At 68.2% G+C, this 25,505-nt stretch carries 11 protein-coding genes and 1 pseudogene; all 12 read left to right on the top strand.

Going from position 1 to position 25,505, the window contains the following annotated elements; genetic code table 11:
• Window positions 1–43 precede the first annotated feature (43 nt).
• The 12 genes and pseudogenes from PV772_RS05445 to PV772_RS05390 all read left to right on the top strand — a co-directional run bounded on the left by PV772_RS05445 (window position 44) and on the right by PV772_RS05390 (window position 25,498).
• Window positions 44–2,665, top strand: coding sequence for a fibronectin type III domain-containing protein (locus PV772_RS05445; RefSeq protein ID WP_347885559.1), 2,622 nt, complete (start codon window positions 44–46; stop codon window positions 2,663–2,665).
• A 145-nt stretch (window positions 2,666–2,810) separates the two neighbouring features.
• Window positions 2,811–8,924: an Ig-like domain-containing protein gene (locus PV772_RS05440; protein WP_347885558.1), complete on the top strand. Its 6,114-nt coding sequence runs from the start codon at window positions 2,811–2,813 to the stop codon at window positions 8,922–8,924.
• A gap of 78 nt (window positions 8,925–9,002) precedes the next feature.
• A complete protein-coding gene (locus PV772_RS05435; RefSeq protein ID WP_141161090.1) occupies window positions 9,003–9,974 on the top strand; it encodes a MoxR family ATPase in 972 nt (323 codons plus the stop codon).
• 71 nt (window positions 9,975–10,045) lie between these two features.
• Window positions 10,046–11,389, top strand: coding sequence for a DUF58 domain-containing protein (locus tag PV772_RS05430; RefSeq protein WP_141161089.1), 1,344 nt, complete (start codon window positions 10,046–10,048; stop codon window positions 11,387–11,389).
• A complete protein-coding gene (locus PV772_RS05425; RefSeq protein ID WP_347885557.1) occupies window positions 11,386–13,998 on the top strand; it encodes a transglutaminase-like domain-containing protein in 2,613 nt (870 codons plus the stop codon). Before PV772_RS05430 ends, PV772_RS05425 begins: the two co-directional genes overlap by 4 nt.
• Window positions 13,998–14,075, top strand: a pseudogene (locus PV772_RS05420) (zinc-ribbon domain-containing protein); the annotation flags it as partial. The gene PV772_RS05425 and the pseudogene PV772_RS05420, both read left to right, overlap by 1 nt.
• 264 nt (window positions 14,076–14,339) lie before the next feature.
• Entirely contained in the window at window positions 14,340–15,578 is a 1,239-nt protein-coding gene (locus PV772_RS05415) for an RDD family protein (protein WP_347885584.1), read from the top strand.
• Window positions 15,575–16,501, top strand: a complete 927-nt coding sequence (locus tag PV772_RS05410) for a PP2C family serine/threonine-protein phosphatase (protein WP_347885556.1) — start codon at window positions 15,575–15,577, stop codon at window positions 16,499–16,501. Before PV772_RS05415 ends, PV772_RS05410 begins: the two co-directional genes overlap by 4 nt.
• The gene (locus PV772_RS05405; RefSeq protein WP_347885555.1) at window positions 16,498–18,543 is read left to right on the top strand and encodes an FHA domain-containing protein; all 2,046 of its coding nucleotides are present in this window, start codon (window positions 16,498–16,500) and stop codon (window positions 18,541–18,543) included. The genes PV772_RS05410 and PV772_RS05405 overlap by 4 nt, the downstream gene beginning before the upstream one ends.
• The gene (locus tag PV772_RS05400) at window positions 18,540–20,306 is read left to right on the top strand and encodes a serine/threonine protein kinase (RefSeq protein WP_307359844.1); all 1,767 of its coding nucleotides are present in this window, start codon (window positions 18,540–18,542) and stop codon (window positions 20,304–20,306) included. Before PV772_RS05405 ends, PV772_RS05400 begins: the two co-directional genes overlap by 4 nt.
• Before the next feature lie 45 nt (window positions 20,307–20,351).
• Complete coding sequence (locus PV772_RS05395) at window positions 20,352–21,056, top strand: hypothetical protein (protein ID WP_141161083.1); 705 nt, start codon at window positions 20,352–20,354, stop codon at window positions 21,054–21,056.
• Window positions 21,053–25,498: an FtsK/SpoIIIE domain-containing protein gene (locus PV772_RS05390; protein WP_347885554.1), complete on the top strand. Its 4,446-nt coding sequence runs from the start codon at window positions 21,053–21,055 to the stop codon at window positions 25,496–25,498. The genes PV772_RS05395 and PV772_RS05390 overlap by 4 nt, the downstream gene beginning before the upstream one ends.
• The last annotated feature ends 7 nt before the right edge of the window (window positions 25,499–25,505 follow it).

Raw genomic sequence — 25,505 nt, 5'->3', positions numbered from 1 at the left:
GGCAGCAGGCACGAAGCCTAGATTTACCGGGGGATTTCCACACATGACACGGCTCGGACAAACGCGCGCCCAGATCCCGGACCTGTCCGAATACGTCCGGGTCCGCAGCGGCCGCAGCGCCCGGATCACCGTGGCCGACTCCGTCCGCGTCCAGGGCGGCTCCCCGGATGGCATCATCCAGTCCGACGGCAAAGCCCTGCGCTACGCCGCCAGACCGGACTATGTGGGCCCGGGCTCCATCACCTTCGAAGTAACGGACGGCTCCGGACCTGACGACGCCGACGGCCTGAAATCCACCCTGGTCATCATGACCAAGGTGGTCCCGGACCCCAACGCCAACCACCCGCCCACGTTCAGCGGCACCTCCGTGGACGTCCCCAAGGCCGAAACGGCAACGGTGGACCTCGCCGGACTGGCCAAGGACGTGGACGAACGGGACAAGGACAACCTCCGCTTCGAACTGGACGGGACGCTTCCTGCCGGCTTCAGCGCAAAGGTCGACGGCGCCACGCTCGCCATCACTGCCGATGGTTCCCTTGGCATCGGCGTCACCGGGAACATCCAAGTGAAGGTCACCGACGGCAGGTCACCCGCCGTGGGCGCCACCATCGCCGCACGACACGTAGCATCCAACCGGCCCCTGCCAGTGGCCAACGACGATGCTGTGGACAAGGCCAACGCAGGAAAGACGGAACAGGTCAACGTCCTGGCCAACGACTTCAACCCTTTCCCGGATACGCCCCTGCGGATCGTCGGCGCCACCGTGGAGACGGGCGCCGCAGCAGGCCAGCCGTCCGTGTCGGGGGACAGCATCACCGTTACCCCGGCTGACGGGTACAAGGGCGTCATGGTGGTCCGCTACACCGTGGCCGACAAGACGGGCGATCTGTCCCGCCAGGTGGACGGCCGCCTGCGCCTCACCGTCCGCGGCAAACCCGACGCACCCTCTGCCCCCAGCGCCACCGACGTCCGCAGCCGAACCGCCGTGCTCAAGTGGGCGCCGCCGTCGGACAACGGCGCTCCCATCACCGGGTACACCGTCCGCTCGAACCACGGCTTCGAACAGAAGTGCCCCACCACCACCTGTACGTTGAGCGGGCTCACCAACAACGTGAAGTACGTATTTACGGTGCTGGCCACCAACGAGGTGGGGGACTCGCAGGCCTCGCCGCAGTCCAATGAAATCCGGCCTGACGAGAAGCCATCGCCACCGGAAGCCCCAACCGTGAAGGCGGGGGACAAGACCATGGCCATCACCTGGCCCGCGGCGAAAACCGAGGGCTCGCCGGTGAAGCACTACAACCTGGAGATCTCACCGCCACCGGCCAGCGGGGCAGCCCTCAAGAACGAGGTCGCCGGGCTGAACTACACCTGGACCGGCCTCACCAATGGCGTGAAGTACAAGGTGCGCGCCCAGGCCGTCAACGAGCTTGGCGCCTCCGACTGGGGGACCTATTCCGCGGAGGACAATCCCGCCGGAGTCCCTGCGGCACCTGCAGCACCTGCATCCGCCGTCGCAGCATCCGTGGGGACCCAGAACCAGCTTCGGGTCACGTGGGCCGAACCCAACACCAACGGTGATCCGATCAGCACCTATTACGTGACCATGAGCGGCGGCAACGCCCCTGCCCAGACGCAGACCGTCCCCGGTAACGTCCGCACCGCAAACTTCACCGCCAACAACTCTGAGGCCGCCTACACGTTCACGGTGCAGGCTGAGAACAAGGCCGGCAAGGGCGCGGTCAGCCCGCCCTCCGCGCCCCGGCGCGCCACCGGCAAGCTGGCGACGGTCTCCGGGGTCACGGCCACGCCGGCGAACACCGGCGGAGCAGGACGCGCCGTGACGGTGGACTTCCGCAAACTGACCGCGGCGGAACGAAATGGTTCTGCCGAAAACGAGGTCAGCTACAGCTACAACGCGAGCAACGGTGCCCGCGGGCCCATCACGCCCGGCCAGACCATCGGCGGCTTCACCAACGGCAACGCCGTCAGTATCACCGTCGTCGCCAACTCCACGGTGGCCCCGAGTTCTGACGGCAGCGCCCCTGCCACCGCCACGCCGTACGGCTCCCCGGGCACCCCCTCCGCGTCCGGCCAAAACGGCGGCGTGAACCAGAAGTCGGCCACCCTGAATTGGTCCTCCCCGTCCACCAGCACCAACGACGTGGCGCAAACGAGGATCAAAATCAACAACGGCGGCTGGGAGAACGTTGCCCCCTCCGGCAGCCGGACGGTCAACACGGCCAACTTCGGTGACACCGTCACCATCGCGGTCCAGACCTTCAACTCTGTCGGCACCGGCAGCGCGGTGGTTACCGCCAGCGCCACAGCGGGCAAGCAAGGCCTGTGGGAAACCCGGATCAAGACCTCCGACCCCAACTTCGTCAGGAGTTGCACGTTCACCCTGGGCGGATCCAACTACCGGCCAAGTCCCTACTTCGACTGTGACGGCGTCAACGCGGACAGCCCGCCATGGTTCTACAAGGCGGACCAGGACCGCATCATGGTGGCGTGCTGGATCGACCAGAGCGACAACTGGTCCGGCAACGGCATCGTCCGGTGGTGGCGGGTTGAATCCGGCTCGGCACGCAATGTTGGCCGCTATGTGATCGCCGGCCACACCACGCTTGCCGATCCCGCCGGGCTGGGGGCACCGCATTGCTGACACGCAGGGCGCGGATGTGCGGGCAGTTGTCCCCATCGCGGCGGTTTCCGCTATTCGGTAGGCTTACCCCGGGGAAAAGGAAGCCTGCTGCCTGTCCTGCCACCAGGCCGCCATCTGGCTACACAATCTGAGGGAAATTAACGCTGTGACAACTCTGCTGGGGAAGCTCGGGCTGAAAAAGCGACATAAGAAACTCGTCACCGGTACGGCGTTTGGTGCTGTGGTGGCTGTGGTGGTGACGGGTGCTGTGTTGTATCCGGGGTTTAAGACCACTGAGGTGGAGTTGAATGACGGTGGTGTGTGGGTTGTTTCGAAGTCGAAGAATGCTGTGGGGCGGTTGAATTATCCGTCGCGGGTGTTGGATGGCGCGGTGACGCCGGCGTCGTCGACGTTTGATGTGTTGCAGCATGCCGGTGAGGTTTTTGTTGATGATGAGTCTGGTTCGACGTTGAACCAGGTGTCGTCGGCGAATATGCGCCTGGGTGGGGACAAGCAGTTGCCGGGGGCGGCTGATGTGAGTTTTGGAGCGCGGACGATTTCGGTGACGGATGCTGCGTCGGGGAAGGTGTGGGCGGTGTCGCCGTCCACGGTGAATGGTTTTGATAAGGAAGCGTCCGAGCCGGTTTTGGTGGGTTCGGCGGGCCTGGTGTCGGTGGTGGGGTCTGATGACCGGATTTATTCGGCGGATCCGAAGACTGGTGTGGTGACGGTGACCGGTGTTGATGCCGAGGGTGGTGTGGTGTCGTCGGAGTCCAGTACGTGGGATGGGCTTAAGGGTGCCGGGGATTTGCAGATGACGGTGGTGGGGGACCAGCCGGTGCTGCTGGATGCTGCTGCGGGAAACCTGTTCCTGCCTGGTGGGAAGCGGCTGCAGTTGGATAATGCGCGGGATGCGAAGTTGCAGCAGCCTGGGCCGGGCAGTGATGTGGTGGCGGTGGCGACGCGGAAGGCGTTGTTGAAGCAGCCGTTGGATGGTGGAACGGCGAAGACCGTGGGGTTCGACGGCGAGGGCGTCCCTGCGGCGCCGGTGCAGTTGGGCGGGTGCGTGCATGCGGCGTGGTCGGGTGCGAACAAGTACGTCCGGGATTGCGTCAATGATGCTGATGATAAGAATGTGGCGGTGCCCAAGGCGAGTGCGTCGCCGTCGTATGTTTTCCGGGTGAACCGGGACCTGGTGGTCCTGAATGATGTGAACTCGGGGAATGTGTGGTTGGTGAACCAGAACATGCAGCTGGTGAACAACTGGGACGACGTCATCCCGCCCAAGAACCAGTCCGACGACCAGGACCAGGAGTCGGCGGACAACAACACCATTAACATCCTGCCGGACCGCACCAAACCGAACCGTCCGCCGGAAACCAAGCCCGACGCCGTCGGAGTCCGCCCCGGCCGCACCACCATCCTCAGCGTCCTGGACAACGACTCCGATCCCGACGGCGACGTCCTGACGGCTGCCGTGGCGCCCGAGGCTGCACCCAAATCGGGAACGCTGGAAAGCATCTACGGCGGCACCGCCTTCCAGATCACCGTCCCCGCGGACGCCAAGCCGGGCACCGAGACTTTTAACTACAGCGCCTCGGACGGCCGTGGCCTCTCCGCCACGGGCCAGGTCACGCTCAGCGTGGTGGGACCGGACGAGAACAAGCCGCCCAAGTTCAAGCGCGGCGAAGACACCACCATGCTGGTTGAACAGGGCAAGACCGTCAGCCAGAACATCCTCACCGACTGGATCGATCCCGACGGCGACGACCTGGTCCTGCTGGACGCGAAGGCCGATAACGACCAGGACCAGGTCAAGGTGCGGCGCGACGGCCTTCTGACTTTCCAGGATTCCGGCGCCACTGCCGGCAAGAAGAACGTCCAGGTCAGTATCTGGGACGGCCGCGCCACCGTCACGGGCAAGGTAGTGGTCAACGTGCAGCCGCCCGGAGCCCTGGCACCGGTGGTCAACGCCGACCACGTCACCGCCGTGGTGGGCCAGGATCTGGTCATCTCCCCGCTGAAGAACGACGTCGACCCCAACGGAGGTGCCCTCCGCCTGGCCCAGGTGGAAGCCAACGGCCCCGCCGAACTTGGCCCCGTCACCGACGGCGGCACCTTCACCTTCCGCAGCAGCACCCCGGGCCCCGTCTACCTGACGTACATCGCCAGCAACGGCCCCCAAAGCAGCCAGGGCCTCATCCGGGTGGACGTCGAATCCGGCAACGACGGCGGCGATCCCGTCGCGGTCCATGACGTTGCCCTGATGCCCACCGGCGGCAGTGTCCTGCTGGACCCCCTGGCCAACGACTCCGACCCCTCCGGCGGTGTCCTGGTGCTTCAGTCCGTGAAGCTCCCGGACAACGCGACGGTGTCCGTCAGCGTGATCAACCACAGCGTCCTGCGGATTACGGACATCCTGGGAACCAAGGACCCCATCCTGTTCGAATACACCATGTCCAACGGAAAGAAGTCCGCCACCGGCAGTGTCTCCGTGGTGCCCGTGCCGGCCCCCGCTGTCGTGGAAGCACCCCAGCCCAAGCCGGATGAGGTGAATGTCCGCGTCAACGACGTCGTCACCATCCCCGTCCTGGACAACGACACCCACCCGCAGGGGCAGGAACTGACCGTGGACCCCGTCCTGCCGCAGGCGGTTGACCCTGCCGACGGGAAGAGCTTCGTCTCAGAGAACACCCTCCGGTTCATAGCGGGCAGCCAGCCCAAGACCGTGCGCGCCATCTACAACGCGGTGGATCCGCAGGGCCAGAAGAGCGCCGCCGCCGTGACCATCCACATCCTCCCGCTCGAGGGCGCGGAGAACTCCCGGCCGCAGCCGCGGAACCTGACAGCCCGCGTGGTGGCTGCGGGCACCGTCCGCATCCCGGTTCCCCTCGACGGCATCGATCCCGACGGCGACTCCGTCCAGCTCACGGGCATCGACAGCACCCCTGCCATGGGAACCGCCACAGTAGGTAGCAACTTCATCGACTTCACCGCCGCCGGGGACGGTGCCGGCACCGACACCTTCCGCTACAAGGTGGTGGACCGCCAGGGGGCAGCGAACACGGGAACCGTCACGGTGGGCATCGCGCCCCGCGGTGACATGAATCAGAAACCCACCCCGGTGGACGACGAGGTCCGGGTGCGTCCCGGCCGGCAGATTGCCGTCGACGCTACCGCCAATGACACCGATCCTGACGGCGACCGGATCCGCATCCTCACCGACGGCATCGAGGCCGACCCCGCCCTGCAGGCAACCGTCAGCAGGAACAGCGGCCGCATCATCCTCCTGGCCCCGAACGAGGCCGGAACCGTCAACGTGCGCTATACCGTCGCCGACGACCGGGACGCCACCGCCCAGGCCACCATCCGCCTGGTGGTGGACAACGACGTGCCGCTGAAGGCGCCGATCGCCCGCGACGACAGGGTGACATCAGCCCAGGCCATGGGCAAGACCGCCGTGGACGTCCCCGTCCTCAAGAACGACGAGGACCCCGACGGCGTGGGCGAAAACCTGAAGATCAGCACCGAGGCCACCACTGCGCGGCCCGGCGGAAACGGCAACGTCCTGGTGGACCTCACCGAACAGCCACAGCTGATCCCGTACACGGTGGAAGACGTCGACGGCCAGCAGTCCACCGCCATCATCTGGGTGCCAGGCCTGGGCCAGCAGGTCCCCACACTGGCCAAGGACGAGGTCCTGGAGGTCGTGGCCGGACAATCCGTCGACGTCGACCTGAAGGAATGGGTCAAGGTCCGGGAAGGACGTTCACCCCGGCTGACCCAGGCGGACAGGATCAAGCTCATCGGTGCCGACGGCGGCGATCCGGTAACGCGCGACGGCACCGGCCTGAAGTACACGGCTGGTGCGGACTACGTGGGCCCCGGTTCACTGACCTTCGAGGTGACCGACGGTACCGGGCCGGACGATCCCGCCGGCCTCAAGTCCACCCTCAGCATCCGCACCAAGGTGTTGCCGGACCCCAACAAGAACAACCCGCCGGAGCTGCTTGGCGCCAACGTGGATGTTCCCAAGGGTGACTCGGCCAGCACCGACCTCGGCAAGCTCACCTCAGATCCCGACCAGGACGACGTCGAGAAGATGAAGTACGAACTGGTGGGAGACTCTCCCGGCGGGTTCTCTGCACGCATCGAAGGCAAGACGCTGAAAGTTTCGGCGGCCGACTCCACGGCAACCGGAACCCGCGCCGCCGTGCAGGTCAAGGCAATCGACCCCCGCGGGCTCGAGGCCACGGCCACGTACCAGCTTGCAGTAACCGCCTCCAACCGGCCCAAACCGGTGGCGAACGACGACGTGCAGGACAACGCCGCCGCCGGCAAGCCGGTGACCATCAACGTGCTCGCCAACGACGCCAACCCGTTCCCCGAAACACCGCTGAAGATCATCGCCGCCAATACCGAAACGGGGAGCGGCAACGTGGGCGTCAACGGTGACTCTGTGACCGTAACCCCCGCGCCGGGCTTTACCGGAACCATGGTGGTGGCCTACACGGTGGAGGACAAGACGGGGGATGCGTCCCGGCACGCCACTGCGCGGGTCCGGCTGACCGTCAAGGACAAGCCGGCGGCGCCCACCACGCCGCAGGCGCAGAGTGTGGGCGACCAGACGGCGCTGCTCACCTGGTCGGCACCGGCCGACCGGGGCTCGCCCATCACCAGGTACACCGTGTTCGGGGAGGGCGGATTCCGGCAGGAATGCCCGGCCAACACCTGCACCCTCAATGGCCTGACCAACAACACCACCTACCACTTCCAGGTGACGGCAACCAACGAGTTCGGTGATTCCGACCGGTCGCCGGCGTCCGCCGATGTCCGTCCGGACGTTAAACCGGATACGCCACAGGCTCCGTCGCTGAAGTTCGGCGATAAGCAGCTGACGGTCAACTGGGCCGCGCCGGCCAGCAAGGGGTCCCCGGTCAAGTCCTACGACCTGGAAATCTCGCCGGCGCCCGCTGGCCAAAACGCCCAGATCCAGGGACTGACGTCAGTCAGCTACGTGTGGAAGGGCCTGCAGAACGGCGTGTCCTACAAGGTCCGGGTCCTGGCCCGCAATGACGCCAAGGACCCGTCCGAATGGAGTCCCTATTCCGCGGCCGAGGTGCCCGCCGGAGTCCCCGCCACGCCGACGGCCCCCAGCGTCTCCCAGGCCACGCCGGTTGGTTCGCAGAGCCAGCTGCGCGTCGTGTGGTCGGCGCCCAACAACAACGGCGACGCCGTCTCCTCCTACACGTTGACCACGCTCAGGGGAGGGGCCGCCGTTGCCAGCCAGCAGGTAGCCGGCACCTCGCAAAACGTCACCGTGGACAATTCGGAAACGAACTACACCTTCACGGTTTCGGCAACGAACAAGGCCGGAACCAGTGCCACTAGCGCGCAGTCTGCCGCAATTCGGGCAGCTGGAAAGCCTGGCACTGTCAACTCTGGAACGGTGAAGGAGAACGGGACCAGCGGCCAGCTGGACGTGACATTCACGCCGTTGACCGATGCACAGCGCAACGGCTCCACCGCCTCCGAGATTGCCTACTCCTACAACGCCGACGGCAGGACCGGCTCGATCAAAGCCGGGGGAGGAACCATCGGTGGCATGACCAATGGGCGGGACATCACCGTGACCATCATTGCCACGTCCACCAAGAACAATATGGCCGGTGACGCCAAGGCCATCGGCACCGGAAACCCCTACGGTCCTGCCAACGCCCCCAATATCAACGGCGGCACCTCGGCCAAGGGCGATGGACAGGTGCATTGGACCTGGAATGACCCGGCGACGAACGGCAGGCCCCTCAGCTACTACGAGGTGAGCATGGATGGTGGCGGCTGGCAGAACGTCGGCAAGGCGAACAAGTTTGATGCCGGCGCCGGCGGCTGGAGCACGAGCCACAGACTGCGGGTCCGTGCCTACACGGTCACCCCGGGCGCCGTCGGCGGTCCGGTCACGTCAACGTCCGGCCCGGACAACACACCGCCCCCGCCCACGGACTGGTACGTCACGGCAAGCCCGGTCCGCAGCTGCACGGAGCCCCGCCAGGGGACTGACAGCTACATCGCCGGCAACCCCTCACAGTGCACCGGTGCCGGCAAGTGGCTCGATGCCGGTGCCCCGTCCACGGCGGACCGCTACCAGGTCTGGTACAAGACGTCCAACAACCCCAGCGGCATCTGGTACCACCTGAACTCCGGGATGGCGTCCGGTAACTGGCTCCGCTGCGACACCTCCAACGTGGGCTGCAATCCGCCGAATGGCATGCCTAACCGCTAGCAACCGCATCCATCGTGTGGGCCCGGGCCTCCCGGGCCCACACGACAACTTTCGACCCATCAAAAGGAAGCAACTTTCATGACCATGACCATTGAGCAGGCCGAGTGGTTTGCTGACACGTTCGAAAAGCTGGTTGCCAACGTGGGACAGGCGGTGCTCGGCAAGGAACACGTCATCCGGCTGACCTTCACCGCCATGCTGGCCGAAGGGCACGTCCTGTTCGAGGATGCACCCGGCACGGGCAAGACCTCCCTGGCACGCGCCTTGGCTGCCACCGTGCAGGGCTCCAACAACCGCATCCAGTTCACCCCTGACCTGCTGCCTTCCGACGTCACCGGCGTGACCATCTACGACCAGAAGACGCAGAAGTTCGAGTTCCACAAGGGACCGATCTTCAACAACATCGTCCTGGCCGACGAAATCAACCGCGCCTCGCCCAAAACCCAGTCCGCCCTGCTGGAGGTCATGGAGGAATCACGGGTGACCGTGGACGGCGTCACGTATTCCGCGGGCCGTCCTTTCATGGTGATGGCCACCCAGAACCCGATCGAGCAGGCCGGTACCTACCGCCTGCCCGAGGCCCAGCTGGACCGCTTCCTGATCAAGACCTCCATCGGCTACCCGGACCACGCGTCCACGGTCAGGCTCCTGGGCGGCAGCAACCTGAAGGACCGCTCCAAGGAACTGTCCGCCGTCATCACCACCCAGGCCGTGGCGGACATGGCAGACCTCGCCGCAACGGCACACGTGGACACCGCAGTACTGGAATACATTTCCAGGCTGTGCGAGGAAACCCGCAACGCCCCGGAAACCCGCCTTGGGGTGTCCGTGCGTGGTGCCCTGGCCATGGTCCGGGCCGCCAAGGTCTGGGCAGCCTCGCAGGGCCGGAACTTCGTCCTGCCGGATGACATCAAGGAACTGGCGCCCGTGGTGTGGACGCACCGGTTCGTGATGGACCCCGAAGCGGAATTTTCCGGCGCCACGGCCGAGGCCGTACTGACCCGGATCCTGGCCGACGTCGCCGCCCCGCAGCAGCGCACCAACGCCTGAGCCGCCCGGCTGCGGACGACCGCCGCAGCCCCCGCCATTCCATTCCAGCGCAACAACGAAGGCACACCCCTATGTCCGACGGCACGTCCAGCGGCACCCCGTTGACCCGGTTCGCGGAGCGTTTCCGGCAACTCTTCCACCGGAACGGCCGCCCCACCCGGCTGCACCCTGCCGCGGTGTGGTCCGAAGCCAGCAGCACCGCACTCCAGGCCCTGACGCCCGCATGGCGGTCCGTCCGGGACACCTGGCTGAAGTATGCATGGCCGGTGCTGTCCGTGGTCAGCATCCTGGGCTGGTCCGTCCTGGCCGCCGCGATCCTGCTCTGGGCCACCGGCCAGGCCTTCGGCTGGCAGGAAGCCACGGCGGCGGCCATTGCCGCCTTCGCCATGTTTGTGATCGCCGTTGCCTTCATCCTGGGCCGGTCGTCCTATGGCGTGGTCCTGGACCTTGCCCGGACCCGCGTGGCGGTGGGGGACAGCGCGGTCGGAAGCATCGCCGTCTCCAACACCTCCGCGCGGCCGTTGCTGCCTGCGGCCCTTGAACTTCCGGTGGGCAGCACCACCGCCGTGTTCCACCTGCCCCGGATGAAGCCGGGCCAGGTCCACGAGGACCTCTTCACCATCCCCACGGCACGGCGTGCCGTCATCGTGGTGGGACCGGTCCGCTCCGTCCGGGCCGACCCGCTGCACCTCCTGCGCCGGCAGGTCCTCTGGACCGACCCGGAGGACCTCTTCGTCCACCCGCGCACCGTGGCCCTGGCCGGCTCCGCCGCAGGCTTCATCCGCGACCTCGAGGGCATGCCCACCACGGACCTCTCCAGCGCCGACGTCTCCTTCCACGCCCTGCGCGACTATGTGCCGGGCGATGACCGCCGGCACATCCACTGGAAAACCACCGCCCGCACCAACAAACTCATGGTCCGCCAGTTCGAGGAAACCCGGCGCGCCCACCTGGCCATTTCGCTGTCCATTAACACCGAGGAATACGCCTCCGAGACCGAGTTCGAAATGGCCATCTCCGTGGCTGCCTCCATCGGCCGGCAGGCCATCCGCGAACAGCGTGAACTGGACGTCCTGACCCAAAAGGGCCCCCTGCGCTGCGAAACCGGCCGCAACATGCTGGACGACATGACCCGGATCGTCGGCGCCCCCATGCGCCGCACCGCCGTCGACCTCGCCCGGACCCTGGCCGACACCGTGCCCAACGCCTCGGTGGTCTTCTTCGTGGTGGGCAGCAACGTGACGGCAACCCAGCTCCGCTCCGCCGCCGCCTCCGTCCCGCCGGGTGTACGTAGCCTGGCGGTCAGGGTGGAAGCCGGGGTGGCCCCCACCCGGGCCAACATCGCAGACCTGACTGTCCTGACGCTCGGCGACCTGGCCGACCTTGCCATCGTGCTGAGAAAGGCGGCCGCATGAGCACCGCACCGGGCCGCTCCCCGCAAACGCAGATTCCCCCAACCCGTACCCGCCGCAAGGCGGCCACCACGGAGTCGCCCTTCGTGGACGGCCAGCCGCCATGGCATTTCCTGCTCGACGCCTGGGCACTGGTGGTCCTGCTGGGCCTGGGCCTGCTCGGTTTCGGCCTCAGCTTCGGCGGGGACCCGTACTACCTGCTGTCCGGGTTCGGCGGAATCGTGCTGGGCCTGGCCATCGGCGCAGCGAACGCCCACCTGCGGCTGGGGCTGTTGATCACTACAGCCCTGGCGCTCGCCGCCTACCTGGTCCTCGGAACCTGGCTGGCGGTACCCGGCGCTGCCATCGCCGGCTTCGTCCCCACCCTTGATTCGCTGCGGACCCTGCTCCTCGGCGTCGTCTTCGCCTGGAAGGACATGCTCACGGTCGGCGTGCCTGTGGGCACAGCCGGCGGGGTGCTCATTGTCCCCTTCCTGAGCTCCCTGATCACGGCGCTCGTCGCTGCGCTGCTGACCTGGCGCGCCAAAAGCCCCTACCTGCCCCTCCTGCCCGTGCTGGTCCTGTTCGTCACCGGAATCGCCTTCAGCACCAACGCCGCGTTCCTGACACTCGAACGCGGCATCGGCCTGACCGTCCTCGGCATCGCCTGGGCCACCTTCCGCCGCGACGCACTGCGGCGGAACAACACCCGCCGGGTGGCGGTCAACAACCCGCAAACAGACACGGCCGCTGCACGCCGGGCCAGGATCCGCCGGCTGGGCATGGCGGCAGGGGTCATTGCTGCCAGCGTGGGGGTCACCGCGGTGGCCGCACCGCTCGTCAGCGCAGGAGAAGACCGGAAAGTCCTCCGCAACGTGGTGGTGCCCCCGTTCGACCCCAAGGACTACATCACGCCCCTGGCAAGCTTCCGGACGTACGTGAAGGACAAAAAGGACGACACCCTGTTCGTGGTCAAGGGCCTCCCGAAGGACGGCCGGGTCCGGCTCGGCGCGCTGGATGCCTTCAACGGGACCAACTACAACATGGACCCCAATGGCTCCGGAAACTTCAGCAAGGTGGGGGATGCGAAATCCATCAACACCCTCGCCGACTCATCCGGCGTGGTGCCCACCAACGACTACTCGATCAGCATCAACATCGAGGACTACCAGGGCTACTTTGTCCCCGGCGGGCGAAAGACCACCGGCATCAGCTTTGACCAGTCCGGCTCCGCCGCTGCTGCCGGCCTCTACTTCAACCCCGGCTCCGACACCGCCGTGACCACCAACGGGCTGTCCCGCGGCGACTCCTACAGCGTCCAGGTCTCCGACCCCGTCAAGCTCGAGCACGGCCAGCTGACGCAATACGACTTCGCCAAGGTGTCGCTCCCGGACGCGTTGGAAGTGCCGCCGGTGGTGGGATCCCAGGCCAACGACCTGTCCGCCGATGCACCCACGGCCATCGACCGGGTCCGCCAGATCGAAGCCCACTTCCAGAAAACCGGGACGTTCAGCAACGGCCTGGTCAGTGAGGGCCAGCTGCCCAGCGTCTCCGGCCACGGTTCCGCCCGTATCCGCAGCCTGCTCACGGCCAAGCAGATGCTGGGCGACGATGAACAGTACGCGGTGGCCATGTCCCTGATGCTCCGGCACTTGGGCATCCCCTCCAGGGTGGTGATGGGTTTCTACCCTGAACCGACCAGCCCGGAGAACGGTGCCGGCGAGGTGAAGATCACCGGCAAGGACGTCCACGCCTGGGTTGAGGTCGCCTTTGAACGGGTCGGCTGGGTCAGCTTCGATCCCACCCCGCCCAAGGACAACATTCCCATCCCGCCGGACCCCGAAAACAAGTCCAAGCCCAAGCCGCAGGTGCTGCAGCCGCCGCCCCCGCCGCAGGAACCGGCAGACCTGCCGCCGGATTCATCGCCGGACGCGCTGGACGCCGACCAGAAAAAGAACAACCCCTGGCTCTTCTGGGGTGCCCTCCTGGGCGCCCTGGGCGTCGTCGCGGTCCCGCTGGTGATCCTGGCGCTGCCGCTGCTGCTGATCGGCCTGTTGAAGGCGCGACGGCGGAAGTCGCGTTTCCGCGACGGGCACCCCGCCCAGCGTGTGGGCGGAGGATGGAACGAGGTGGTGAGCCTCGCGACAGACCTGGGCGCCGCCGTCGACACCCGCTCGACGCGGCGCGAAAGCGCCGCCGTGCTGGCCGAAGCGTTCCCTGCCACCCAGGGAACAACCACCATGCTGGCGCGGCGGGCGGACGCCTCCATCTTCGGAGCCGGGGAACCCACCGAGGAGGAGGTCCGCGAGTACTGGACCATCGTTGATGGTTCGCTCAAGGAAATGACCTCCGGCATGGGATTCTGGCGGCGGCAGCAGGCACGCTTCTCGCCCCGTTCCCTGCTGGCCGACGCCCGGACCGCGATGAACTCCGGCAATGGCCTCAAACTGCGCGGCGGCCGCGTGGCGCTCCCGGCGGTGGGCGGCATCCTTGCTGCGCGGCGCCGCCGCCTCGCCGACGGCAACGCCGCGGGGGAGACCGCCGGAACGCCCGCCCCAACTTCGGCGCCCCAGCCGGAAACCCCGCAGCGCGAAGCGCCAGGGCCAGACCAGCAAGGACCCAGCCAGCAGTGATGCCTGATCCCGAACGCTGCCCGCGCTGCCAACAGCAGATCCGCGCGGGTGCCACCTTCTGCCCTGCCTGCGGTGCGCCGCTGCCCAACCGGGCGGCGCGCCGGACGCGCACCCCGGATCCTGTGGTGGGCTACGACAGGAGCGGTGCCCGGGAAGCGAGCCCCACGCATGCGCCGGGGATTCCCGGTACTATCCCGGTAGTAGAAAGCCCCCCGGCAGGTCGGCCGGCGGGCACAGCACAAACGGCCCCCGCGGGCAGGAACAGCCACCACGCGGGCGCCGGGCCGGGCATGACCGGCGGTTCCACCAGGGTGGAAGCCGCTCCAGGGGGAGGAACGGGAATGGCAGTGAACCTTCAGCTTGTTCCGGCTGCGGCGGGCAAGCGGCTTGGCGCTGCCGTCATCGACTGGCTGCCCGGGGTGGCGGTGCTGGTGGTGACGTTCGCCATCGGATTCGCCGGGATCACCCGGACCAGGAGCGGTGGCTACATTGTGTACGACACCTCTTCCCTGGTCCTCTTCGGCGGCATTGGCCTGGGCCTCACCCTGGCCTACCTCTTCGTGGTGCTCGGGCTGGAAGCCCGCACCGGCAAGACCCCCGGCAACCTGGCCATGGGCATCCGCAGCGCGGACCAGGACGGCTACGCACCAGGCGCCGGCGCCGTCTTCCTGCGCGGCCTCATCACCGGGGCAGGCACCCTCCTGGCCCTGCCCGCGGCGGTGCTGGTAGCGGTCTTCAAATGGTTTGAGGCCGCCCTGTTCATCCTCGGCCCGCTGCTCGCGGTGGGTGCCGCCTGGGCAGTGCTGGTGGTCGTTTCCAACCGATGGGACAAGAACGGCGGACTCCGGGGCTGGAACGACACCGCTGCCAAGACCCTGGTGTTCGACGTCAAGGCCGGCAGGGACCCCATCACCACCGGCGGCATCCAGGGACCCTACAGCTTCGCGCCCCTGGACCTCCCGCCCGTGCAGCAGGTGCTCTCCCCGGTGGCCCAGGCAAACACGCACCAAGCCCCCGCAGCACAATCTGCCGCCCGGTTCCAGGCTCCCCAGGCTTCCTCACCCCACGCGCCTGCGCCGTCGGCCACCATGCCCTCACAGACCATGCCCTACACCTCGCCGGCGTCCTTCGCGCCGCCGGCCACCCCAGCCCAGGATGCCCCCGCAGGCCACCGGGTGCCGCCACAGCACGTGGACGACGACGTCGAACGCACCCAGGTGCGCCCCGGCAACGGCGGACCCGCCCAGGTGGCCGTTCTCCGCATCCGGCTCGATGACGGCCGCGATTTCCAGCTGGACCGCAGCGTCCTGGTGGGCCGCAACCCGGTGGGGCAAGCGGGCGAACAGCACGCCCAGCTGCTGGCCGTGGACGACCCCGGCCGATCCATCTCCAAGACCCACCTGCACCTGCTCACTGACGGTGCGGGCATCTGGGTGACGGACCGGCAGTCAACCAACGGAAGCGCCGTCACCACCCCGGACGGCCTGCGCACCCCCCTGGTGCCGGGCGTCCCCACGTTTGTTACCCCGGGATCCAGCGTGCACTTTGGAGACCGTACCTTTTACCTAGGACAGGCATGAACCAGCACCCCGCCAGTGTTTCCTCCACCATCCAGCCGGGGCCGGGCCTCAGCCTTACCTACGGCTACGGGACGGACAGGGGACTCCGCCGGGAGCTGAACGAGGATTCCTACATCGCCGCCGACCCCGTCTTCGCCGTGGCTGACGGCATGGGTGGACACGAGGCCGGCGAAATCGCCAGCGGCCTGTGCGTGCGCGCCCTGGCCGAAATGCCCCAGGTCAGCACGGGGGAGCGGAACATCGCCGCCGCCCTCCTCCAGGAGTACCTGGTCCGCGCCGACGCCTCCATCCGCGAAGCCACGGGCGCCCGCGCCGGCACCACCCTTACGGGTGCCGTGGTGGTGGAGCAAATGGGCGTGCCGTACTGGCTGGTCCTGAATATTGGCGATTCCCGCACCTACCGGCTCAGCCAGGGCCGGTTCGAGCAGATCAGCGTGGACCATTCCGAGGTCCAGGAGCTCGTTGACGCCGGCGAGATTACCGCACAGGAAGCCACCGTCCACCCGCGGCGCCACGTGGTGACCCGGGCCCTGGGCACGGGCGATGAGACGGAGGCGGACTACTGGCTCCTCCCCGTGGAGGAAGGCGACCGGGTGCTGGTCTGCTCCGACGGCCTCACCGGGGAACTGGCGGACGACGATATCCTCCGGATCCTCAGCACCGTGGCTGATCCGCAGGAGGCGGTGGACGCCCTGATCCAGGCCGCCCTGCGCAGCGGCGGCCGGGACAACGTCACGGCCATCGTGGTGGACGCCCGGAACGTAGCGCACGACGACGGCGCCGGCACCACGGCACCGCGCCACGCCCCGGTGGACGGCGACGAAGTGACGCTGCCGCGGCCCCCGGCGTCTGAGGCGGTAACGCAGCCCCTGCCCGAACCTGTGGACGCCGGCGCGGACCAGGCCGGGGAGCCTGGCCGATGACGGGCGCAAGCTACACCCCCGGCACCTGGCTGGGCATTGTCCGGTCTGGGACCGCAGTCCTCCTGGGCCCGGAGACACCGGCGGAACTCGCCGGGGCCATCTGGGACCTCCTGGGTTCGCGCCCCGAGCCACACGAGGTCCTGGCCGCCGTCACCAGCAGCTCCGGTGGGTCACTGTCCCGGATACCGTCGTTTGCCATCCTCGATTTCAACGGTTCGCTCCGGGTTTTCCTGCGCGGCGAGCTCGACCTCGCCGTGGAGCAGCCCGGCGGATCGGTGGATCTGGACGGCCGCGACGTGACCACCTGGACTGAGCGCAGGTTCCTGGTGGCGGGTAAGTGCCGGCTGACAATCGCCGGCGGCACGGTTGCCACGGGACAGGGTGCCGGCAGTCCCGGCCGGCCGCTGGTTGAGCTGCCACTGCTTGAACTTCCTGAACTTCCGCTGCTTGAACTTCCACTGGTGGAGGGCGTGGTGCTGCTGCGGTCCCTGACCCTGGGTGCGCCGTCCGGCCCCGCCGCCGTCGTTGCTCCAGCTCCGGCTGACCGCGACGAATCGACGGGGACTCCGGCCGGTGGTGACGGCACCTTCGCCGTCAATTCTTCCGGGGAGGTGGACGGTCCCGCCGGCATCGACCAGCCCGTTGCCCCGGAAATGCCAACGGGTGGGGGCGAACCGGCCGCCGATGCGTCCGTGTGGACCGCCACTGCCATGCCGGCCGCAACCGCCGGTGACCTTCAGCAACCTGGCGCGCAGCCCGATCCGGAGTCCGCTGTGCGCCACCTTGATCCGGAAGCCACCATTGCCCCCGGCGCGATCATCGACGCGGACGGAGAGCTTCTCGAAGGAACCGGTACCCAAGACTCGGCAGGCCTTGGGGACCCGGGACCGGAGCTGCCCGGCCCCGGTACAACCGGGGCAGAGCCAACCGCCGCGGCGGGCCACGCCGATGCCGCCCCCGCCGCGGAGGTGACCACGTCCTACGACCACCTGTGGGACCGCACCGTGATGCGGAACATCGAGGACGCCGCCGTCCGCGAGGACCCAGATGCCGATTCCGGGCACGTGGTGCCGCAGCAACAGCCTGCGCTGGCCGCCGCCGAACCACTGCCCGCGCTCGGGACGGCAGAAGAGGCGGCGCCGGCAGGCTCCGCCGCTGAACCGGGGCCAGCGGAAGCCGGTGCAGCAGAAGCCGGGCCTGCGCCTGCAAGTCCCGGCGATGCAGCGGGACCCGGGACCGGCCGGGACGATGCTGCTGCCGGTCCGCCCCGTCCTGCGTCGGCTGGAGTCCTCATCGACTCCGTCCCCTGGCGCACAGGGGGAACAGATCCCACCCCCGCCCGCCCCGGGAGCCGGCCAGCTGTCCAGGAACCCGCTGCCCCGGAACCCGCCCCCGCCCCGGAACCCGCCCCCCAGGATCCCGCGGCAGCCCATGGACTGCTGGCGCACCCGCCCGCCCCGGGCCAGCAGCCCGGCCCAGGCTTCGACCCTGACCACGACGGCCAGACAATCATGAAGAGCAGCCTCGCCGGAACCGCGGGCCCGGCCTCGAACGCACCTGCCGCGCAGCAGGATGCCGGGAGTGGCCCGCTGGTCCTGGCGCGCGTCTGCACCCAGGGTCACGCCAACCCGCCTACCCGCGCCCTATGCAGCGTCTGCGGGGGCGCCCTGTTGCCCGATGCGGTGCAGGTGGCCCGTCCCCGGCTGGGGCGGATGCGGCTTTCCACCGGAGACCTGCTGGACCTCGACCAGTCCATGGTGATCGGCCGCCAGCCGTCGGTATCCCGCGTCCAGGGCGGGGTGATGCCGCGCCTGGTGCAGGTGGCAAGCCCGGGCGGTGACATCTCGCGCTCCCACGTGGAGGTGCGGCTTGAGGGCTGGCACGTGATGCTCTGCGACCTCAAGGCCACCAACGGCACCGTTCTGGTCCGCGAAGGCCAACCGCCGCGCCGTCTCGCCCAGAACGAGATGGCCATCCTGCTCGACGGCGACATCGCCGAGCTGGGCGACAACATCTCATTGCGTTTTGAGGAGATTCCTTGAGTTCCAAACGGCCCGTTGCGCCGCCGCCCCGCATTCCGGGGTTCACCTACATCAGCCTGCTCGGTTCGGGCGGCTTTTCGGACGTCTACCTGTACGAACAGGACAGGCCGCGCCGGAAGGTGGCCGTCAAGGTACTCCTGTCCGACCTGAAGACGGAGGGTGCCCGCCGGCGCTTCGAGTCCGAGGCCAACCTCATGGCCCAGCTGTCCTCGCACCCCTACATCGTCACGATTTTCGAAGCGGAAGTAACAGACGACGGGCACTCCTACCTGGCCATGGAGTACTGCTCCCGGCCCAGCCTGGATGTGAGGTACCGGCGCCAGCGCTTCAGCGTTGACGAAGTCCTGGCCGTCGGCATCCAGGTGGCCTCCGCCGTCGAAACCGCCCACCGTGCCGGCATCGCCCACCGCGACATCAAACCCGCCAACATCCTGGTGACGGACTACAACCGTCCCGCGCTGACCGACTTCGGGATCTCCGGCACCCTTGCCGGGGACTCCGACGACGACTCCGGCATGTCCATTCCCTGGTCGCCGCCGGAGCAGTTCCGGGATGGCAGCGTTGACGGCGTCATGGTGGACGTGTGGGCCCTCGGCGCCACCCTGTACACCCTGCTCGCCGGCCGGTCGCCCTTCGTCATGCCAGGGGCGGACAACTCACAGCGCGAACTCATCAACCGGATCAGCAACACGCCTCTGCCCCGGCTGGGCCGTCCGGATGTGCCGGAGTCGCTGGAACTGGCCCTGGCAACCGCCATGGCCAAGTCGCCGCAGTCCCGGTACTCCTCCGCACACGCCTTCGCCCTCGCCCTCCAGCGCATCCAGGCAGAACTCAACCTCTCCGTGACGCCCTTCGAGGTCCTTGAGGAACCCCAGCAGGAGGAGGGCCACCCGGACGACGGCACGGAGGAAACGCGCGTCCGCAGCATCGCCGCCATTGATCCCGAGCGCACCGGAAGCGCGCCCACCTTCCCGGCCCGCACCCGCCCCAGCGCACCCGGTGCCGGGACCGATGCCACGGGACGCCGTGGCGGCGCCGTCCCGCCGTCGTCCTTCACGCCCGCCGGCCCCGGCCAATGGCGGCCGGCCCCCGCCGTGCCCTCCATCCCGGCGGGTCCCGCTGGAACGGATGGCCACGGAGCACGCGCGGCCGACGGCGGCGGCCAGGGGGAGTGGGCCCAGTCCACCGTCCTGCGCGGCAGCCCGGGCACGGCGACCTATGGTGCCCCGGTAAGGGACGACGCCGGGCCTGACACCTACACCGCCGACGCAACCGTGCACCGGCCCGTGAACGTGGACGAGCCCGCGGCGGAGCCGGCGGCAGACCATGGCAAGCGCAACCTTTGGCTCGCGCTGGCCGGCGGAACCCTCCTGGCCCTGGCGGCGGTGGTGGGCATCGTGGTGGCCAACACTGCCACCGGGACGCCCAAAGCGGTGGAAACCCAGCAGGCCAGCAAGCCGCCGGCGGACGCCGTGGACAGCGGGACCGTCCCCAGTGTTGAAGGCCTCTCGGCAGCACGAAAGCCCGAAGATCCAAACACCATCATCTTCTCCTGGACCAACCCCCAGCCCAGGGAGGGCGACTCATACAAGTACCGCTCCAAATCCGCCAAGGCGGACGGGCCCTACGAAACCACGAAAGTACCGAAGACTTTTGTTTCCGGGTTCGGCCCGACTCCCATTTGCCTGGAAGTGATCCTGGTGCGGGCCGACGGCAGCGCCTCGCCGGAAGGCCCGGACTCCATCGCTTGCCTGCAGGACTAGCCAGCTGATGACGCAAACACATTGCCCACTGAGGAGGCACAGATCATGGGGGATCTAGCAATAGATTTCTGTGGCGAATGGTACGAGCCATCGGACGAGGACATTTTCAATATCGGCCGCGAAGGCGACCTTGAAGTGGACGACAATCCGTACCTGCACCGGCAGTTCCTGCAGGTGGCCCGTTACGACGGCATCTGGTGGCTCAGCAACGTGGGCAGCATGTTGTCCGCCACCGTGGCTGACGCCTCCGGCGGCATGCAGGCATGGTTGTCGCCCGGGGCCCGGATTCCGCTGGTGTTCAGCCACACCAACGTCATCTTCACGGCCGGGCCCACTACCTACGAGTTCGCCGTGCACCTGAAGACGCCGTCCTTCCGGCAGGAAGCCCGGGACGGCGCCAGCAGCGGCGACACCACCATCGGCCCCGTGGTCTTCACCGACGCCCAGAAGGCACTGATCGTCGCCCTCGCCGAGCCGGTGCTCCGGCGCGAAGGCACCGGCTTCAGCACCATCCCGTCCTCGGCGGCCGCCGCCAAGACCCTGGGCTGGGCGCTGACCCGTTTCAACCGCAAACTGGACAACGTCTGCGACAAGCTGGACCGCGTTGGCGTGGTGGGCCTGCGCGGAGGCGGCGGGAAGCTCGCCACCAACCGCCGCGCACGGTTGGTGGAACACGCCGTCACCACCCACCTGGTGACCCCCGATGACCTGTACCTGCTCGAAAAGATGAGGGGCGTGGACGAAGGATGAGGATCCGGCTGACACTCCGCCGCGAACCCGCCGACGCCAAGGACCTGGCTGTCACGGTGGACGGCCTGGCCACGGTGGCGGACATCGCCACCGTGCTCTGGTCGGCGGACCCCGACCGTAAGGGCACGCCTGTGCCGGACAACCTTTCCCTGCGCATCGACGAAGCCTTCGTGGGCGCCGGCATCACCGGAAACATCCTGGCCCGGGAGGACAACCTCCTCGAGTCGGGCCTGCGCCCGGGCTCCGTGGTCTCGCTGGCGCAGGTGAGCGGGCAGTTCCACGAACCCGGAGCCAGCCGTGGGCCTGCAGCGGCCACGCTGCGCGTGTTGTCCGGGCCCGACGCCGGCCGCGAATTTTCGCTGCCCAGCGGCACCAGCTACATCGGCCGGGACCGGGACGTGGACATCCGCCTGGCGGATCCGCTCACCTCCAAGCGGCACGCCCGGATCACGGTGGGCGAAAGCATCGAGATCGTGGACACCAACTCCGCCAACGGCCTCCTGATGGACGGGCTGCCCGTCACCCGCGCCACCCTGAACTCATCGGACACGGTGACCCTGGGGGACACCACCGTCACCGTGGTGCCGCTGGGGCACAACCACGCGGCAGCGCCGACGTCGCCCCTGGTGGACTTCAACCGCTCCCCGCGGGTGGTGCCCCGCTTCGACGTGCCCAAGCGCGTCCTCCCTGCCGGGCCCAAGCGGCCGGAGGACCAGCCGTTCCCGTACATCATGCTGGTGGCGCCCCTGATGATGGGCGCGGTCATCTTCGCGGTCACCCAGAACGTGCTCTCCATGGTGTTCATGCTGATGATGCCCCTGTTCATCGTGGGCCATTACGTTGACACCAGGATGCGGACGCGGAAGCAGCAGAAGGAACAGCTCAAGCAGTTCCGCGCCTCCATGGCCGCGTTCCGGCAGGACCTGACCGAACTGCAGCAGGTGGAACGGGCGGTCCGGCTCCAGGAAGCACCGTCCGTCAGCGACACCGTGGATGCCATCTACAAGCTGGGGCCTTTGCTGTGGACGCACCGGCCCGAGCACTCCTCCTTCCTGGGCCTGCGCTTTGGACTGGGGACCGCGCCGTCGCGGGTCCCGCTGGAAGAGCCGTCCAACAATGACACCGAGGTCCAGTACGCCCGCGAAATCCAGGACTGCATCAAACAGTTCAGCGAGATCGAGGGCGTCCCCGTGGTCTCCCAGCTGCGCACCTCCGGCGCCCTGGGCATCGCGGGTGCCCGCGGCCTGGTGGACGATGTTGCCCGCGGCATGGTGCTGCAGCTCGTCGGGCTGCATTCACCCGCCGAGGTGGTCCTGACGGCCATTACGTCCGCCCAGTCCCGCGAACGCTGGAACTGGCTGCAGTGGCTGCCGCACGTGGGCTCGGGGCACAGCCCGCTGGGCGGGGACCACCTGGCCGCCGGCTCGGCCGGCGGTTCGTCCCTGCTGGCCCGGCTTGAGGACCTGGTGGATGCCCGCGAAGCGGCGGCGAAGCGGACCGCCCCGGACCTCCGCCCCGGCATCGACCCCGCCAAGCATGAACTCGAAGAGCCGGTCCTTCCGTCGGTGCTGGTCATCGTGGAGGACGACGCTCCCGTGGACCGCGGCCGGCTGACCCGGCTGGCGGAACGCGGGCCCGACTCCGGCGTACACGTCCTATGGGTGGCCACCGACATCCAGGCCCTCCCGGCCGCCTGCCGCGACTTCATGGTGGTGGACGGCGACCACGGGACCACCACCGGCCAGGTGCGCCTGGGCCGCCACACGTATCCGGTCAGCTGTGAAAGCGTGGACGCGGAGCTCGCCGCCCAGCTGGCCCGGATGCTGGCCCCCGTGGTGGATGTGGGCAAGCCTGTCAACGACGACTCCGACCTGCCCCGTGCAGTGTCCTACGCGACGCTGATCGGCAAGGATTTCCTGGACAACCCGCAGTCGGTGGCCGAGCGCTGGACGGAAAACAACTCCGTGCATGCCACCGCCGTGGCGAACCGCAAGGACAACGGCACGCTCCGGGCCCTGGTGGGGTCCAAGGGCATCGAGCCGCTGTACCTGGACCTGAAGAACGAGGGGCCGCACGCGTTGGTGGGCGGCACCACCGGCGCCGGCAAGTCCGAGTTCCTGCAGTCCTGGGTCATGGGCATGGCCGCCGCCTACAGCCCGGACCGGGTCAGCTTCCTGTTCGTGGATTACAAGGGCGGCGCCGCATTCGCGGACTGCATCAACCTGCCGCACACCGTCGGGCTTGTCACCGACCTGTCTCCGCACCTGGTCCGCCGGGCCCTGACGTCGCTGCGCGCGGAGCTGCACTACCGTGAGCAGCTGCTGAACCGGAAGAAGGCCAAGGACCTGCTGGCCCTGCAGCGCGAAGCAGACCCCGAAGCCCCGCCGTACCTGATCATCATCGTGGACGAGTTCGCCGCCCTCGCCAACGATGTTCCGGAGTTCGTGGACGGCGTGGTGGACGTGGCCGCCCGCGGCCGCTCCCTGGGCCTGCACCTGATCCTTGCAACCCAGCGGCCGGCCGGCGTCATCAAGGACAACCTGCGCGCCAACACCAACCTCCGCGTGGCCCTTCGCATGGCCGATGAGGATGACGCTACGGACATCCTCGGCGTCCCGGACGCCGCCTACTTCGACCCCGCCATCCCGGGCCGCGGCGCCGCCAAGACCGGGCCGGGCCGCATCCAGGGGTTCCAGACCGGCTATGCCGGCGGCTGGACCACCGACAAGCCGCAGCGGCCCCAGATCGACATCGTGGAAATGGCCTTCGGCTCAGGTCCCAGCTGGGAAGCGCCGGCCCCTGACAAGCCTGTTGTCCAGGAACCGGCGGGACCCAACGACATCGCCAGGATGACCTCCACCATCGTCCACGCAGCGGACACCCTGGCCATCCAGCCGCCCCGCAGGCCATGGCTGGACGAACTGGCCAAGACCTACGATTTCTCCAAGCTGCCCAACCCGCGCACCGACGAACAGCTCCTGCTCGGCGTGGCCGACGACCCCGCGCACCAGGACCAGCCCACCGTGTTCTACGAACCGGACCGGGACGGCAACATGGCCATCTACGGAACGGGCGGTTCCGGCAAGTCCGCAGCCCTGCGCGGCATTGCCATTGCCGCCGCGGTCACCCCGCGCGGGGGCCCCGTCCACGTGTACGGCATCGACTGCGGCTCCTCCGGACTGAGGATGCTGGAAGAGCTTCCGCACGTGGGTGAGATCATCAACGGCGACGACGTGGAACGCGTTGGGCGGCTCCTGCGCCTCCTGCGGGACATCGCCGAGCTGCGGTCCGCACAGTTCGCTGAGGTGCGGGCATCCACCATCGTGGAGTACCGGAAGCTGGCCAACCGGCCGGACGAGAAGCGGATCTTCGTACTGGTGGACGGCATGTCAGCATTCCGCGAAGCCTACGAGCACAGCAAGCTTTCCGGGCTCTGGGACATTTTCCTGCAACTTGCCACCGACGGCCGCACCCTCGGCATCCACCTGGTGGTGACGGGGGACCGGCCCAACGCCGTCCCCGCATCGCTGCTCGCCTCCATCCAGCGGCGGCTGGTGCTGCGGCTCTCCAACGAGGACGACTACATCTCCATGGACGTACCCAGGGATGTCCTCACCGCAACGTCGCCCCCGGGCCGCGGCCTGCTGGACGGGCTCGAAGTGCAGCTGGCCGTCCTGGGCGGCAACTCCAACCTGGCCCTGCAGGCCCGGGAAGTCCATAAGCTCAGCGAGGCGATGCTGCGCCAGGGCCTCGGTACCGCACCCGGGATCGAGCGGCTGCCCGAGCAGGTGGACCTGGATGTCCTGCCCGCGGGCAGCCCGGACCTGCCGGTGGTCGGCGTGGACGACGAGTCCCTGCAGCCCGCGGAGATCATGGCCCGCGGCCCGCTGCTGCTGGCAGGCCCCCCGGGCGCCGGCCGGACCGTGGCCCTGGTGACCCTGGCCTACGCCCTGCGCCGGTCAAACCCCGCTACCGAGCTGATCTACCTCGGATCCCGCCGGTCCGCCGTCGCCTCCCTCCCCATCTGGAACCGCTCCGTGGTGGGACCGGACGACCTCGCCGAGGTTGTGGAGGACCTGGTGGAGCATTCCACCGGGAATCCCGGGGCTGTGGCGTTCTTCATCGAAGGCCTGACCGAATTCACGGACACCCTCGCCGAATCAGGGATGGCACAGCTGGTCACCGCGTCACTGAAGGCGGACCAGTGGGTGGTGGGAGAGTCCGAGACCTCCACCTGGTCCAGCGCCTGGCAGCTTGCCCAGCCTTTCAAATCCGGGCGCCGGGGCCTGCTGCTCAACCCGGGCGACATCGAAGGCGACAGCCTGCTCAACACCTCGCTGGGCCGGGTCAGCCCCGACTTCATCCCGGGCCGCGGGTACGTGGTGGGCCGCGGCAAGGCCCGGAAGATCCAGGTGGCGCTGCCGCCCGAAAACAGGGACTGAGCAGGAC

The organism is Pseudarthrobacter sp. CC12, assembly GCF_039907755.1.
GTDB classification, from domain to species: Bacteria; Actinomycetota; Actinomycetes; order Actinomycetales; family Micrococcaceae; genus Arthrobacter; species Arthrobacter niigatensis.
The sequence above is the reverse complement of the archived record's forward strand: the minus strand, read 5'-3'. Positions and strand labels throughout refer to the sequence as shown.

Coding starts and splice junctions, on each gene's coding strand:
- PV772_RS05405 (WP_347885555.1), top strand. CDS start 16,498: ATGACGGGCGCAAGCTACACCCCCGGCACCTGGCTGGGCATTGTCCGG.
- PV772_RS05395 (WP_141161083.1), top strand. CDS start 20,352: ATGGGGGATCTAGCAATAGATTTCTGTGGCGAATGGTACGAGCCATCG.
- PV772_RS05445 (WP_347885559.1), top strand. CDS start 44: ATGACACGGCTCGGACAAACGCGCGCCCAGATCCCGGACCTGTCCGAA.
- PV772_RS05435 (WP_141161090.1), top strand. CDS start 9,003: ATGACCATGACCATTGAGCAGGCCGAGTGGTTTGCTGACACGTTCGAA.
- PV772_RS05410 (WP_347885556.1), top strand. CDS start 15,575: ATGAACCAGCACCCCGCCAGTGTTTCCTCCACCATCCAGCCGGGGCCG.
- PV772_RS05415 (WP_347885584.1), top strand. CDS start 14,340: ATGGCAGTGAACCTTCAGCTTGTTCCGGCTGCGGCGGGCAAGCGGCTT.
- PV772_RS05425 (WP_347885557.1), top strand. CDS start 11,386: ATGAGCACCGCACCGGGCCGCTCCCCGCAAACGCAGATTCCCCCAACC.
- PV772_RS05390 (WP_347885554.1), top strand. CDS start 21,053: ATGAGGATCCGGCTGACACTCCGCCGCGAACCCGCCGACGCCAAGGAC.
- PV772_RS05430 (WP_141161089.1), top strand. CDS start 10,046: ATGTCCGACGGCACGTCCAGCGGCACCCCGTTGACCCGGTTCGCGGAG.